The following is a 14,088-nucleotide window of genomic DNA, read 5'->3' as shown; positions in this document are numbered from 1 at the left end:
TTTCACTCCCTGCCGGTCAGATTCCAGGCGTCCTCGTCCGACGGCGCCTCCTCCTCAGGATAGCCGGACGTTGACGCAGCAACCGGGTCGTCGGCGTACCTGTCGGCGTGCCCAGCGGCAGCAGACCCAGGGACAGCGGACCCGGGCGCGCCGGAAGCGGGAGCGCTGAAAGAGGCTGCCGAATGCGGCGAATCCTCGCCGCGCAGTTGGGCGAGTACCTGCGGCAGCTGGTCGGCGGGGACGAGCACGTCACGGGCTTTCGAACCTTCAGACGGCCCTACGACGTTCCGCGATTCGAGCAGGTCGATCAGCCGCCCGGCTTTCGCGAAGCCGACGCGCAACTTGCGCTGCAACATCGACGTCGAGCCGAACTGTGTCGAAACGATCAGCTCGGCTGCCGCGAGCACGAGCTCCAAGTCGTCGCCGATATCGGCATCGATGTGCTTCTGTTCCGTTGCGGCGGCGACGTCTTGCCGATAGTCCGGCCTTGCCTGCGCCGTGACGTGTTCGACGACCCGCTGGATCTCGCTCTCGCCGACCCAGGCCCCCTGCACACGAATCGCTTTCGACGCACCCATCGGCAAGAACAGGGCATCGCCCTGGCCGATCAGTTTGTCGGCGCCGGACTGGTCCAGGATGACGCGGGAATCCGTCACGCTCGTCACCGCAAAGGCCAACCGAGACGGCACATTGGCCTTGATCAGCCCGGTGACGACATCGACGCTCGGTCGCTGCGTTGCCAGCACCAGGTGGATTCCGGATGCGCGCGCCAGCTGCGTGATACGAACGATCGAGTCCTCGACGTCACGCGGGGCGACCATCATCAGGTCGGCGAGTTCGTCGACGACGACCAGCAGATACGGGTAAGGCTTGAGCGTGCGCTCGCTGCCGGCGGGCAGGATGATCTCGTCATTGATGACGGCCTTGTTGAAGTCATCGATGTGCCGGAACCCGAAGCTGGCCAGGTCGTCGTAGCGCATGTCCATCTCTTTGACGACCCACTGCAACGCTTCCGCGGCCTTCTTCGGGTTCGTGATGATGGGCGTGATCAGGTGCGGAACGCCGGCATAGATCGACAGTTCGACCCGCTTCGGGTCGACCAGCACCATCCTGACCTCGGACGGCTTTGCTCGCATCAGCAAGCTGGTGATCATCGAATTGACGAAGCTGGACTTGCCGGAGCCCGTCGAGCCCGCAACGAGGAGGTGGGGCATCTTGGCAAGATTGGCGACAACGTAACCGCCGCCGACGTCTTTGCCGACGCCGATCGTCATCGGATGGTGGCTATTGGCCGCGGCGGCCGACCGAAGCACGTCACCGAGAGAGACGATCTCGCGGTCGGAGTTGGGGATCTCGATGCCGATCGCGCTCTTGCCCGGTATCGGCGACAGGATGCGCACCTCGTTGCTCGCCACGGCGTATGACAGGTTCTTGCTGAGCGCGGTGACGCGTTCGACCTTCACACCCGACCCGAGTTCGACCTCGTACTGGGTGACGGTCGGGCCCCGGGAGAAACCGGTGACCTTCGCGTCCACGTGGAATTGCCCGAGTACGTCGGTGATGGCTGCAACCACCTCGTCGTTGGCCGCTGATCGGGTCTTACCGGGCGCCCCCACTGACAGCGTCGATGCGGCAGGCAGTCGGTACGGCGCTTGCGGAACGGGCGCGAGCGGGGCCGCACCGGCGAGATCGAAACCGACACCGTCCTCTTCTGCGCCACGGTCAGCGGCCGGCATGACGAAGCCGGGCAGCACATCTGTCGCGCCGTCACCGCGCAAACCTGTCGAAGTTTCACCGCCGAGCGCAACCTCCCCTGTGAACCGTTTGACGGCGTCCTCTGCCACCCGCAGTTCCCCGAGCACCTCCGTTCCGTAATGATCGGATGCCGGGTCCGGTTCGAGCGCTGACGCGAACTCGCCCTGCCCGGATGCCGCACCCGCCCCGAGCACGTCGGTCACGGATTCCACGACCGGAGTGTCGAATGCCGGATCCTCTTCCCGCTGGCTCTTGTTGCGACGCCACCACGGGAGGTTCGTATCTGCTGCATCCTCCTCATCAACGCCGTCCAGCTCAACCTGATGCGCTTTCTCGAGCCGTTCGAGCTTCTCAGTTTTCGCCGCCTCTCGCTCCTCCTCACTGGGCAGCTGTGCTCCGAACAAATACGCATACAACTCACGTGACCGTTCGCCGATCTTGTTCGGCGGGGTCTTCGTGATGATGAACAGACTGAGCAGCAACAGCACGATGATGACCGCTGTGGCGCCGATCGGGGTGATCAGTGCGATCAACGGAGCAGCAACCATCCAGCCAATGATGCCGCCGGCGCGGGCGAGCACAGGCATTCCATCGCTCGGCTGCGGCTGCCCACTGAAGATGTGACAGAGGCCGGACACCGAGACCAGAAGGAGGATCAGACCGATTCCAATGCGGGTGTTGTCGTGCACCGAGCTCGGATGCCGAAACAACCAGATCGCGAAAACCAGCATGATCACGGGAAGCGCGAACGCCACGCGACCGAACAGCCCGCCGAAACTCCAGGTGTCTAATGAGTGGGCGAGGGAATTGTTGATAAAGAACCACTCGACCACAGCGCCTGCGATCGCCAAGAGCACGATGAAGAACGGCAGGCCGTCACGGCGTTCTTCCTTCTCCAGCTTCTCCGGCCCAAGGGCCCGGGCTGCACCGCCGGTGAGATGAGCGAGACCCATCCAGAGGCGCACGAGCAAGCCTGGCTTCGCTTCCGCCGCCGGATAGCGCACGGTCTTCTGCGTCGCCGCCCTTCCAGACGATTTTGCCGAACTTTTCGCCGCATCGGCGCGCCCAGACGACCCTCCTCGCGACGTTGTGCCGCGAGAATTACGGGTCGGTTTGGTGCTCATAGCCATGGATTACACCGTACTTCCGCGCGCCGTCATTGACCGGGAGGCTGCGGCGAGTGTCATGGAGAGCGATGCTGAGAAGGTGTTCGTGCATTCGATTCCCCGAGGCTCCGCTTCGCTACGCCTCGATACTGTGTTTGCTGCTCAGCGAGGCTCCGCTTCGCTACGCCTCGATGACGAGCGGCACGATCATCGGACGACGGCGATAGCTGGTGTTCACCCATCGGCCGACGGTGCGGCGCACGACCTGCGAGAGGGCGTGCGAGTCGCGCACGCCGTTCTGTGCAGCATCGACCAGCGCGGCCACGATCTTCGGCTTGACAGCGTCGAACACCGTGTCATCCTCCGCGAAACCCTTCGCGTGGATCTCCGGGCCGACCACGACGCGACCCGTCGCGGCCTCCACCACGACGATGATCGAGATGAATCCCTCTTCGCCGAGAATCCTGCGGTCCTTCAGATCGGCATCCGTGATCTCACCGACGCTGGAACCGTCGACGTACACGAAGCCGAGATCGAGCTGGCCGACCACGCGTGCGACGCCGTCTTTCAGGTCGATGACGGTGCCGTCCTCCGCGAGGATGGTGTTCTCCGCCGGAATCCCCGTGTCTTGCGCAAGCTTCGAGTTGGCGACCAGGTGTCGATACTCCCCGTGAACGGGCAACACATTCTTCGGCTTGATGATGTTGTAGCAGTACAGCAGTTCACCGGCAGCGGCGTGCCCGGAGACGTGCACCTGGGCGTTCGCCTTGTGCACCACCGTCGCGCCCAGCTTGGTCAGCCCGTCGATCACGCGATACACGGCGTTCTCATTGCCTGGAATCAGGCTGGAAGCCAGGATCACCGTGTCGCCATCGCCGACCTCGATCTGATGGTCGAGGTTGGCCATGCGCGCCAGCACGGCCATCGGCTCACCCTGCGACCCGGTCGACATGTAAACGATCTTGTTGTCGGGAAGGTCCGCAGCCTTCTTGTAGTCAATGAGAATGCCCTCGGGCACCTTCAAGTAGCCGAGGTCGGCGGCGATCGTCATGTTCCGCACCATCGAGCGGCCCAACAACGCGACCCGGCGGCCGTTCGCCGCGGCAGCGTCGAGCACCTGCTGCACCCTGTGCACATGACTCGAGAAACTCGCCACGATCACCCGACGTGGAGCGCGGGCGATCACATTGTCGAGCACCGGACCGATGGACCGCTCGAGGGCGGTGAAGCCCGGGACATCCGCGTTGGTGGAGTCGACGAGGAAGAGGTCGACGCCGGCCTCGCCAAGCCGCGCGAACGCACGAAGGTCGGTGAGCCGCTTGTCCAGCGGCAGCTGGTCCATCTTGAAGTCGCCCGTGTGCAGCACGACACCGGCACTGGTCGTGATGGCGACCGCGAGCGCATCCGGAATGGAGTGGTTGACAGCAACGAACTCGAGCTCGAACGGCCCGAGCTTCTCGTGCTGCCCCTCCTTGACCGTGAGACTGTACGGCTGAATACGGTGCTCCTTGAGCTTCGCTTCAACGAGCGCGAGCGTCAGCCCGGAACCGATCAGCGGGATGTCGGCCCGCAGCCGGAGCAGATACGGAACGGCGCCGATGTGGTCTTCGTGTCCGTGCGTGAGCACGACGCCGACAACGTCGTCGAGCCGATCGCGCACCGGGGTGAAGTCCGGCAGGATCAGGTCGACGCCCGGCTGGTTCTCTTCGGGGAACAGCACACCGCAGTCGACAATCAGCAATTTGCCGTCGATCTCGAAGACCGTCATGTTGCGGCCGATCTCACCGAGCCCTCCAGTGGGGATCACGCGCAATGTCCCAAGCTGAAGGGCGGGCGGTTCGTATACGGAATTGGGCATATGCCCTCCTAGTCGGTGATGGATGCCATGTGGTCGCGCTCAGAGCGCACCTAGCGTGTCGTTCCGGCGACCTTGGGCAGAGCGCCGCCGGCCGCAGCGTTGCGATCGGGCCGGAAGTTTGTGAAGTCGAGGCCGGGGATGTCGTGGACGAAGTCGAGTTCCTCTTCGATCTGCGCAGCCTCGAAGTCCTCTGGGCCGACAAGCGGCAGCCGAACGCGCGGGCTCGCGATGCGCCCGAGTCCGTGCAGGATGTATTTGGCAGCCACCGTGCCCGGCACGTGTGTCATCACCGCACGCACCAGCGGTTCGAGCTTCTTGTGGGCAAGCGTCGCCGCAGCCAGGTCACCGGCGTTGACGGCGTCGACCATCTGCCGATAGGGACGTGCCGCGATATTGGCAGTCACTCCGACGAGGCCCGTTGCGCCGATCGACAGGTGAGGGAGCACGTTGGTGTCGTCTCCAGAGAAGTACAGCAGGTCGGTGTTGTTGAGAACGCGGCTGACCTCCGCGAAATTGCCCTTTGCATCCTTGATCGCGACAATGTTCGGGTGCTTGGCAGCGCGCAAGATCGTCTCGTACATGATCGGGATGCCGGTGCGCCCTGGAATGTCGTACAAGATGACCGGCAGGTCGGTTGCGTCTGCGATCATGCGAAAGTGCGTGAGCACCCCGGACTGGGTTGGCTTGTTGTAGTACGGCGTGACGATCATCACGCCGTCGGCGCCCGCCTTCTCGCTGGCCTTGTACAGCTGCATCGCGTGGGCCGTCTCGTTCGACCCACCGCCCTGGATCACCTTGGCCCGGCCCGCAGCAACATGCTTTGCCACCTCGATCAGACGCAGTTTCTCCGGGTCTGTCAAGGTCGAGGTCTCTCCGGTCGTACCCGAGATGACGATACCGTCGCAGCCTGCCGTGATGACGTCGTCGATGTGCTTCTCCACGCCGGGCCAATCGACTTCGCCGTCTGCCGTGAACGGCGTGACGAGCGCGACGAGTACTTGACCGAACGGGTTCCGGGACGCAGACATGTCTTTAGGTTATCGGGTCGGCCCAGGCGCGGTAACCCTCACCGTTTTGCCCCGCACTGCGTAATGTTGCGTCACAGATCACGCTTCTGCACAGCGCGAGCGTAGCGTGGATTCCATCATGAACGTTATGCTCGCCGTTGCGCTCGTCATCGGATTGGTGATGGTCACGACCGTGATCGGTCTTGTTGTGCGATCACGGACCGGCCGGATCACCGAAGCCAAAGCGGAGATCGTGCTTGCCGCAGACCTCCCGGCACCCGCCGCTCTGGGATCGCGGGCGACGCTTGTGCAGTTCTCCACAGAGTTCTGCTCGCCGTGCCGCGCAACATATCGCGTGCTCGGAGCGATCGCCGCCGAGCGACCCGGCGTCGAGCACATCGACGTGGATTTGACCGAGCACCCGCAGTTGGCGACGCGATTCAACATTCTCCAAACCCCGACGACACTGCTTCTGGATGAGACGGGGGTTGTGCGGGCGAGGATCGGCGGCGCTCCGCGCAGTGACGAACTGATCGGCCGTCTCGACAATCTGATTGGACGTTCCCATGTCTCAACCTGAGTTCACCCCTAACCGCGTCGGCATCGACCCGCGTGGCCCGAGATTCGGGGCTGCGATCACCGCGGTTCTGCTCCTGATCGTCATCGTGCTCGGCTTGATCGGCGCGAGCGTCGCGGCATTCGTGCTCCTTACCGTCATCGTCGCGCTCTTCGCGTGGGGTTCACTGGCAGGCGTGGCGCGGCATCCGTACGGTGTGCTGTTCAAAACTCTGGTGCGGCCCCGGCTGGCCCCGCCTGCAGAGCTGGAGGACCCGGCCCCGCCGACATTCGCACAGACCGTCGGACTCATCGTCACGGCCATCGGCTTGGTCCTTCAGCTCGTCGGCCTGCCCTACGGTCTCATCATCGCGGCCGCTGCCGCATTCGTCGCAGCGTTTCTCAACTCGGCGTTCGGATACTGCATCGGCTGCCAGTTGTACCTGCTGCTCGTGCGGCTGGGCCTGGTGCGCCGACACTCGGCAACCGCATAACGCGCTGGGCACGAGGCGCGGTGGCATCCGCTGTGAATCCCCCAGGTCCTCGGATCAGCGCGGTCGGCTCGACAGTAAGCTTGGTCACACTCGATGTGCGGGAGGTTTGCCATGGCGATAACAAGCGAGGCAACGACACTCTGGAACGGCGACTTGATGAGCGGGGAAGGAACGCTGGCCCTCGACTCGTCGGAGGCAGCACAGTTCCCAGTGAATTGGAAGGCGCGCTCCTCTGGTGAGACCGGAGTGACGAACCCGGAAGAATTGCTCGCGGCGGCCCATTCGGCCTGCTTCTCGATGGCGCTGTCCAACATCCTCGCAACGTTCGGCACGCCACCGACGAGCATTCAGACCACAGCCGCCGTGACATTCGACCCCGCGCAGGGCATCACGGGCAGCCACCTGTTGGTCAACGCGACGGTCCCTGGCATCGCAGACGAGGACTTCCAGCGCCTGGCAGACGAGGCAGGGCGCACTTGTCCGGTCTCGCGGGCGTTGTCGGGCATCCCGATCACCCTTGAGGCCAGCCTCGCCTGAGATGCCGTCAGCGCAGCCGTCGCAGCCCTTTGGCCCGCCGGTGCCCCCAACGGTCATGACCGTTCTGATCGCGGGCGCCTCCGGCCTGATCGGCACGGAGTTGCGCCGGCAGCTCGAGCAGCACGGTCACGCTGTTTGGCGACTCGTGCGGCGTCCCCCGCGCAGCGCGGGCGAGTTCGAATGGGATCCCCGTGCGCGCATCATCGACACCGCGTTGATCGACGGCGCTGACGCAGTCATCAACCTGTCGGGCGCGTCGCTAAGTCGCTTGCCGTGGACACCGCGCTACAAGCGGCGAATTCTCGAATCCCGGCTCCAGGCGACGAACACGCTGACGGATGCGATGCGGCTGGCCGCCCAGCCGCCGGTCGTCTTTTTGAGCGCATCCGCCGTTGGCATCTACGGTGATCAGCCGGGGCGCCCGCTCCGCGAAGACTCCGCGGCCGGTTCCGATTATCTTGCAGGCGTTGTTCGCCGCTGGGAGGCTGCTGCCGGACGCGCTCCGGAGTCGACCCGCACGGTCATGTTGCGCAGCGGCCTGGTGCTGGCGCGCGGCGGGGCGCTGCGGCCACTGCGCGCGCTAGCCCTCGTGGGGCTGTGTGGCCCGATTGGAACGGGAGCGCAGTACTGGCCGTGGATCAGTCTGCATGACGAGGCCGCAGCCATCCGCCATCTGCTCACCTCGAAGCTGGCCGGACCTGTCAATCTCGTCGGTCCGACCCCGGCCCGGGCTGAGCGCCTGCTTCGCAGTCTGGCTGCGGCGCTGCACAGGCCATACGGTATGCCGCTGCCGGAACGCGTCGTGGAGCTCGCCCTGGGCGACGCTGGTCGGCAACTCTTGCTGGCAGACCAGAACGTGTCAGCCGCGGCGCTGGTCAACGACGGGTTCGCGTTCCGCCACCAGCTCGTTGATCAAGCCGTCGCATGGGCGCTGGCCCGGTAGAGGCGGATCGCCTCGCGGAGTGCGTGTCTGGCACGCTTGCGGTCCCCGGATGCGTCGTATGCCAGTCCGAGCCGGAACCAAGCGCGCCAACTCTGCGGCTGCGATTCGACTTCAGCACGATATGCCGGGAACGTGGCGTCTGCCGCGTCGCGCAACGGACGACCACTGGCGCGATGCGGCAGGTCATCGACGGGCAGTGCACCCTCGGCCTCGAGGATGTGCACCAGCTTCTGCGTGCGCACCCCGAACGCCAACTCGCGCGCTATCGCCCAGATCGCGATCAGCGGGAACACGATCAGGGCAGACCCCATCACGACGCCGGCAGCCTGGCCCGAGAACAGCATCAGAACGGCCTGCTGCCCGACCAGCACGACATAAACCAACAGCAGCGCCGCCATCAGGATTGCGGCAATCCGGCCCTTCATTTCCGGCCCGCCTTCGCACCGCGTGTGTCGACTGAGCTCACACCTGAAGTGCGCGGAAGCGCAATGGACAGGTCGATCAGTTGGTCGAGGCCGACCAGAACACCACGCACCCCGACACTCGCGCGCAAGGCGCTGAGAATCCCGGCCTCATACGCGCTGGAATCGATGGTGTCGTGGCTGATCGTCACGACCTCACCTGGGCCGCCGAGAATCACCCGTTGACTGGCGACAACGCCCCGCAATCGCAGGCTGTGCACGGGGATGCTCGCAACCTGCTGCCCCCGCGCGCGCTGGTCGACGTGCGGTGCTTCGACCGGTCCGCGCGATCCGCGTGCTGCAGTGATCAGCTCCGCCGTACGCACCGCGGTGCCCGACGGCGAATCGATCTTGCCGGCACCGTGCGCTTCGACGATCTCGATGGAGTCGTAGAACCGACCGGCGGCGACCGCGAACGCCGTAGCAAGCGCGGACCCGATAGAAAAATTCGGGATGATGACAACGCCGGTCTTCGGCGCATCGCCGAGTGCGAATTCGAGCTTCGAGATCCGTTCCGAGGACCAGCCGGACGTGCCGACCAGAACATTCAGCCCGTGTTCAACAGCAAAATCGACGATGTCAGGGCTCACCGCGGGCAGAGTCACATCGAGCACGATATCGGTGGGGGCCGAATCCGTGCCGAGCATCGCCTGCAGCGGACTCGATGAATCGAGGGCGGCCACGAGTTCCAGGTCCGCAGCCGCCTCGATCAGGCGGGTTGCGACCGAGCCCAACTTGCCCGTCGCTCCGACGACCGCCACTCGAATTGTCATGGCTTCACGATACCAATCGCCGACGTCATACCCTCGCGCCGGGCGGCATCCGGCACCAGGGGATGCGTACGCTGGAAGCATGCTTCGCTTCATCGACACGGATGTGACGGATGCGCACGCGCACGCGCTGCTGACCGACTATTTCGCCGACCGCACCCGATCCTTCCCGGTGGCTCAAGGCGGATATCGGACGACGTTCCCGGACCGGGCGGCATTCATCCCGCCCGCCGGGGTGTTCTTGCTCGTCGTGACCGACGGCCCCGGCAACCGCGACAACGCGGTTGGCTGCGGTGGCATCCGCCGCATCAAGGCCGACGCTGCCGGAGAGACCCGCTACGAGGTGAAACACCTGTGGCTTCAGCCACGGGAACGAGGTAAAGGTGCCGGGCGCGCTTTGCTGCAGGAGCTCGAGGCCCGCGCTCGCCTGTTCGGCGCCACAGAACTCGTGCTTGACACGAACGTGAGTCTCCTGGCAGCCGACGGCCTGTATCGCTCGACGGGATTCGAGGAGATCCCGGCATACAACGACAACCCGAATGCGACGACCTGGTTTCGCAAGAGGTTGTAGCAGTCGCCGACGCGCGTCACACAGGCTGCAGCTCCGGCATCCCGGTGCGCAACTCGACCGGAAGGTGACCCAGATCGTTGTGCACGACGAGCACAGGAGGCTTAGCCGAACGCACCCGGATGATCGTCAGCCCGCAATTGGCCTGGTTCAGTCCCATCCAGCGCCAGGACGGTGCATCGAACACGTGCCGCACGAACCAGCCGATCACGAAGTTGTGGGTGATCAGAAGATCGTGGCGGTCGCCGCGAGCCGGTGTGAGGAATTCGCTGACAGCATCCGCCATCTGAGCGCTGCCAGCTTCAATCTCTGCCTCGGTCACGGCGCCGTAGAACGACTCGAAGGCTTTGGGCATGTCGGCGCTCGGCCCCGACGGAATGCAGTCGAACAGCAGATTGGACGGCTCTGGGTGAAGCGCCGGCATCCGCTCGCCGATGATCTTGGCCGTTTCAGCTGCCCGCCGCAATGGCGAGTGATACGCATTCGTGAACGGCACGCCGCCCAGGCGCTCGGCGATCAGTGCCGCCTGCCGCTGTCCTTTGGCCGAAAGCGGCCCGTCCGGCATGCCGTACTCGGCGTCCTGCTGTTCGCCATGACGTACCAAATACAAATAGTGGGGCACGAAAATCGGCCTTTCTTATGTCGTGCGTGGGTGTGTCGTGCATGATCGTGTCGTGCATTCGGCCGACGTCAGGATGCGATGCGGGAGAACGTGTCGTCATCGACAGTTCCCACCGCAGCCACCGAAATCGGCCTGTGGGCCAATTCAGCGGCAAGTGCCTGCACGTCTTCTACGGTGACGAGAGCGAGCCGCCGCAGGCTCTCATCGAGATCAGTGAATTCGCCAAGGGTGAGTTCGGCACGGCCAAGGCGCGACATCCGCGTGTCTGAATCTTCGAGTGCGAGTGCGGTGCTGCCGGAGAGCTGACCGACCGCGCGGTGCAGTTCCTCCGGGGTGACCGGGGTGTCGGCCATCCGCTGAAGTTCCGCCAGCATCAGTTCTGCCACCTGCGCGGCCTTCGCCGGCCCGCAACCGGCGTACAGGCCGAAGATCCCTGCGTCCGAGAACGATGCGGCAAACGAGTAGACGGCGTAGGCCAGACCCCGCTTTTCCCTGACTTCCTGAAACAGACGGCTCGACATGCCGCCGCCGAGGATGGAGTTGAGCACGTTCATCGTGCCGCGGCGCTCGTCTGCCGCGACCAGTCCAGGCATCCCCACGAGGATGTTCGCCTGTTCGAGCGGCCGCTGAACGGTCACGATCGACCGCGCACGGGAGATTGCGGCGGGTGCGCTGGGACGGCGCGGCACCGGGCTCGCCTCGGCATCCAGCGCCCAGTTCGCGTCGCGCAGCGCTCGTTCGACATCGGCGACCAGCTGCTCGTGATCGACGGCGCCGGCCGCGGTGATCACGAGATCGCGAGCGCGGTAGTTCGCCTGGTAGTGCTCGAATACGGCGGCGCGGGTTGCCGCCCGGATGGTCTCAGGGCTTCCACCGATCGGCCGGCCAAGAGGATGATCTCCCAGCACCGCTTGGAAGAGGCGTTCCGTCGCAACGTCGGCCGGATCGTCTTCCGCCATGGACAGCTCTTCGAGGATCACCCCGCGTTCGTTCTCAAACTCTCCAGGGTCCAGCAGTGACGACGTCAGCATGTCGGCAATGACCTCGACGGCCATCGGCAGATCGCGATCCTGGACCTTGGCGAAATAGCAGGTGTACTCCTTCGCCGTGATGGCGTTGTGTTCGCCGCCGACAGCGTCGAACGCTATTGCGATGTCCAGGGCGCTGCGCTTTGCTGTTCCTTTGAAGAGCAGGTGTTCGAGAAAATGGGTCGAACCGAAGCTTGCAGAACGCGCCGGGGTGCTTCCGCGTGCAACCCGCGCACCCTCCTCGTCCCGGGAGCCGACGGCAACCCAGTAACCGATCGTGGCACTACGTGCCCCGGGCACATGCTCGCTGAGAATGCGCACACCGCTCGGCAAAACCGATCGGCGAACGATGGCATCACCGGACGCTGTAAAAGAGAGTTCGGCCTTGCCGAGGGGAAGGTCAACGGCGCCGTTCATCACCTCAACCCTACGCTAGCGATTCAACACACCGGGTGTGTCCTCATAAATGCGGACACACCGACCATTCTGTCTGGTTATACTGAGTCGATCTGTTTTCTCAGCGCCGAGCCGAGCCTGCAAGAACCCCGAACTCCCGTCGCGGAGCAGCCTGAAAGGGAACCCCATGGAGACCGCCCACACTCGCGTCGAGAGGCCACCGGCACCGGCGAAGATCAAGATCCTCCAGGTTGCCGACGACCTGTTCTACACAGAGGGCATCCATACCGTCGGTGTGGACAAGATCATCGCCGCCGCCCACGTGACGAAAGCGACCTTCTACAAACACTACCGATCGAAAGATCTGCTGATCGTTGCGTACGTCACAGGACGCGACCGCATCGCCCGCGAATTCATCGCGAGCGAGCTGGAGTCACTGGGAGATGCGCGGGCCGTGCTGCGTTCACTGGCACGCAACATCGTCATGGAGGCGACGCGGGTCGGCTTCCACGGCTGCCCATACATCAACGCGGCGGCGCAGTTCTCAGATCCGACCCATCCGGTGCGAGTTGCCGTGACCGCGCACAGGCAGTGGTATCGGCAGACTCTCATCGACCTGCTCACGTCCATGAACCATCCGAACCCCGCTGAGGGTGCAGACGACCTGCTGCTTGCACGCGACGGTGCACTCTCCGGCGGCAACGTCGGCGACCCGGTGACTGCTGGCGCCGCCCTCTTGCGGGTCTTCGAACGGACGCTGACGGCAGCGTAGGGCGATCCTCGGCTGCGGCTCAGTCGGAGACGCGGTCGAGTTCGAGCATCTGAGCACGGGTGAGGCGGATGCCTGCGGCAGTCATCATATCGTCGACCTGCTCCGGACTGGTGGCGCTTGCGATCGTCGCCGTGACGCTTCGTTTCGCGAGCAGCCAGGCCAGCGCGATGCTGGCTGAGGTCGTCCGATGCATTGCCGCAACACGGCTCAACGCTGTGAGCACGCGGTTGCCTTTGCGACCCAAATAACTGAGCGCGTTCGCCGCCTGCGCCGCGCTTGTCGCCACGACATCTCTTGAGCGGTACTTGCCGGTGAGATAACCGCCGGCGAGTGACGCATACGGCATCACCGCGAGCGACTGTGCGGAGGCGACGACGCGCACATCACCCTCGAACTCGGCGCGGTGCATCAAGTTGTAGTGGGTTTGGATACTGACGAACTGCGGTAGTCCCGTCGACGAGAGGATGCGGGCCTCGATCAGTCGCTCGGCGGAGAAGTTTGCCGCAGACAGGTAGCGTACTTTCCCGGTCTCGATCAGCCATTCCGCGGTGGCCAAACTGTCTTCCAACGGCACTGTGCTGTCTTCGTCATGGAATACGAGGATGTCGATGTGGTCCGTGCCCAGACGAGCCAACGATGCCTCGACGGCTCGGATCATGCTGACCGACCCCAGCCCAGGGTTGTCTGCATTGCGCCCGATCTTGGTCGAAATCAAAACGTGATCGCGATTGCGGCGCGCCCGAAGCCAGCCGCCGATGATCAGTTCGCTGCGACCGCCCGCATAACTGTCCGCCGTGTCAATCAGGTTGCCGCCCTGGTCACTGAATCGGTCGAGGATGTGCATCGACGTATCGGCATCGACCGTCCAGCCGAATGTGCTGCCGCCCAGGGCAACAGGGAACACGGTCAATGCCGATTCGTTGACCCTGCGCTTGGCGACGATCGACAGCGGGCCGGTCAAATCGAAGTCGACCGGCGCGGCGGCGGTCGGTGGCAGCTTCTCCGTCGGAAGCGACTGGTCCGTCGGAAGCGACCGCTCCGTCGGCGACGACTGCTCCATCGGCGACGACTGCTCCATCGGCGACGTTTGGGCAGCGAACGCGCTCAAGCCCGGCCGACCGGCCCGGCTGTTCGCGGTCTGTTCGCGCGCACGAACGGAGAACGGCAACGCCACATTCCCCCCTTTCCGCGCCCGACCCCCGAGCGGACATACTCC

Annotated in this window: 14 protein-coding genes; 6 read left to right on the top strand and 8 right to left on the bottom strand. The window is 64.5% G+C overall.

What is annotated here, in order from left to right; translation table 11 throughout:
• Positions 1 to 2: 2 nt before the first annotated feature.
• The 3 genes from QU604_RS08610 to dapA all read right to left on the bottom strand — a co-directional run bounded on the left by QU604_RS08610 (position 3) and on the right by dapA (position 5,747).
• Positions 3 to 2,885, bottom strand: a complete 2,883-nt coding sequence (locus QU604_RS08610) for an FtsK/SpoIIIE family DNA translocase (RefSeq protein ID WP_308468397.1) — start codon at positions 2,883 to 2,885, stop codon at positions 3 to 5.
• Positions 2,886 to 3,042: 157 nt separating this feature from the next.
• Positions 3,043 to 4,719 (bottom strand): ribonuclease J, encoded by a 1,677-nt coding sequence (locus QU604_RS08605; protein WP_308468396.1) that lies wholly within the window; start codon positions 4,717 to 4,719, stop codon positions 3,043 to 3,045.
• A gap of 50 nt (positions 4,720 to 4,769) precedes the next feature.
• Positions 4,770 to 5,747: a 4-hydroxy-tetrahydrodipicolinate synthase gene (dapA, locus tag QU604_RS08600; RefSeq protein ID WP_308468395.1), complete on the bottom strand. Its 978-nt coding sequence runs from the start codon at positions 5,745 to 5,747 to the stop codon at positions 4,770 to 4,772.
• Positions 5,748 to 5,865: 118 nt separating this feature from the next.
• Here dapA and QU604_RS08595 point away from each other — a divergent pair, with 118 nt between their 5' ends.
• The 4 genes from QU604_RS08595 to QU604_RS08580 all read left to right on the top strand — a co-directional run bounded on the left by QU604_RS08595 (position 5,866) and on the right by QU604_RS08580 (position 8,255).
• A complete protein-coding gene (locus tag QU604_RS08595; RefSeq protein ID WP_308468394.1) occupies positions 5,866 to 6,306 on the top strand; it encodes a thioredoxin family protein in 441 nt (146 codons plus the stop codon).
• Positions 6,293 to 6,775 (top strand): DUF4395 domain-containing protein, encoded by a 483-nt coding sequence (locus QU604_RS08590; RefSeq protein ID WP_308468393.1) that lies wholly within the window; start codon positions 6,293 to 6,295, stop codon positions 6,773 to 6,775. The genes QU604_RS08595 and QU604_RS08590 overlap by 14 nt, the downstream gene beginning before the upstream one ends.
• Positions 6,776 to 6,886: 111 nt before the next feature.
• Positions 6,887 to 7,312 carry an OsmC family peroxiredoxin gene (locus QU604_RS08585; protein ID WP_308468392.1) on the top strand — a complete coding sequence of 142 codons (426 nt, stop codon included), beginning with the start codon at positions 6,887 to 6,889 and terminating at the stop codon, positions 7,310 to 7,312.
• Positions 7,313 to 7,367: 55 nt separating this feature from the next.
• Positions 7,368 to 8,255: a TIGR01777 family oxidoreductase gene (locus tag QU604_RS08580; RefSeq protein ID WP_308468391.1), complete on the top strand. Its 888-nt coding sequence runs from the start codon at positions 7,368 to 7,370 to the stop codon at positions 8,253 to 8,255.
• On the opposite strand, the gene QU604_RS08575 is transcribed toward QU604_RS08580, so the two are convergent.
• Both QU604_RS08575 and dapB read right to left on the bottom strand, forming a co-directional pair.
• Positions 8,225 to 8,680 carry a tetratricopeptide repeat protein gene (locus QU604_RS08575; RefSeq protein ID WP_308468390.1) on the bottom strand — a complete coding sequence of 152 codons (456 nt, stop codon included), beginning with the start codon at positions 8,678 to 8,680 and terminating at the stop codon, positions 8,225 to 8,227. The genes QU604_RS08580 and QU604_RS08575 overlap by 31 nt on opposite strands.
• On the bottom strand, positions 8,677 to 9,489 hold the full coding sequence (gene dapB / locus QU604_RS08570; RefSeq protein WP_308468389.1) for a 4-hydroxy-tetrahydrodipicolinate reductase: 813 nt from the start codon (positions 9,487 to 9,489) through the stop codon (positions 8,677 to 8,679). The genes QU604_RS08575 and dapB overlap by 4 nt, the downstream gene beginning before the upstream one ends.
• Before the next feature lie 79 nt (positions 9,490 to 9,568).
• On the opposite strand from dapB, the gene QU604_RS08565 reads away from it, so the two are divergent.
• Positions 9,569 to 10,057 carry a GNAT family N-acetyltransferase gene (locus QU604_RS08565; protein WP_308468388.1) on the top strand — a complete coding sequence of 163 codons (489 nt, stop codon included), beginning with the start codon at positions 9,569 to 9,571 and terminating at the stop codon, positions 10,055 to 10,057.
• 16 nt (positions 10,058 to 10,073) lie between these two features.
• On the opposite strand, the gene QU604_RS08560 is transcribed toward QU604_RS08565, so the two are convergent.
• Entirely contained in the window at positions 10,074 to 10,676 is a 603-nt protein-coding gene (locus tag QU604_RS08560) for a histidine phosphatase family protein (protein WP_308468387.1), read from the bottom strand.
• Positions 10,677 to 10,744: 68 nt separating this feature from the next.
• A complete protein-coding gene (locus QU604_RS08555; protein ID WP_308468386.1) occupies positions 10,745 to 12,121 on the bottom strand; it encodes a M16 family metallopeptidase in 1,377 nt (458 codons plus the stop codon).
• A 166-nt stretch (positions 12,122 to 12,287) separates the two neighbouring features.
• Here QU604_RS08555 and QU604_RS08550 point away from each other — a divergent pair, with 166 nt between their 5' ends.
• A complete protein-coding gene (locus QU604_RS08550; RefSeq protein ID WP_308468385.1) occupies positions 12,288 to 12,872 on the top strand; it encodes a TetR/AcrR family transcriptional regulator in 585 nt (194 codons plus the stop codon).
• Between the two features lie 19 nt (positions 12,873 to 12,891).
• Here QU604_RS08550 and QU604_RS08545 read toward each other — a convergent pair whose 3' ends face one another.
• Positions 12,892 to 14,046, bottom strand: coding sequence for an aldo/keto reductase (locus QU604_RS08545; RefSeq protein ID WP_308468384.1), 1,155 nt, complete (start codon positions 14,044 to 14,046; stop codon positions 12,892 to 12,894).
• Positions 14,047 to 14,088: the final 42 nt, after the last annotated feature.

Origin of the sequence: Rathayibacter sp. SW19, from assembly GCF_030866825.1 — a bacterium.
GTDB classification, from domain to species: Bacteria; Actinomycetota; Actinomycetes; order Actinomycetales; family Microbacteriaceae; genus Rathayibacter_A; species Rathayibacter_A soli.
Note: the sequence above shows the minus strand (reverse complement) of the source record. Positions and strands in the feature narration are given on the sequence as shown.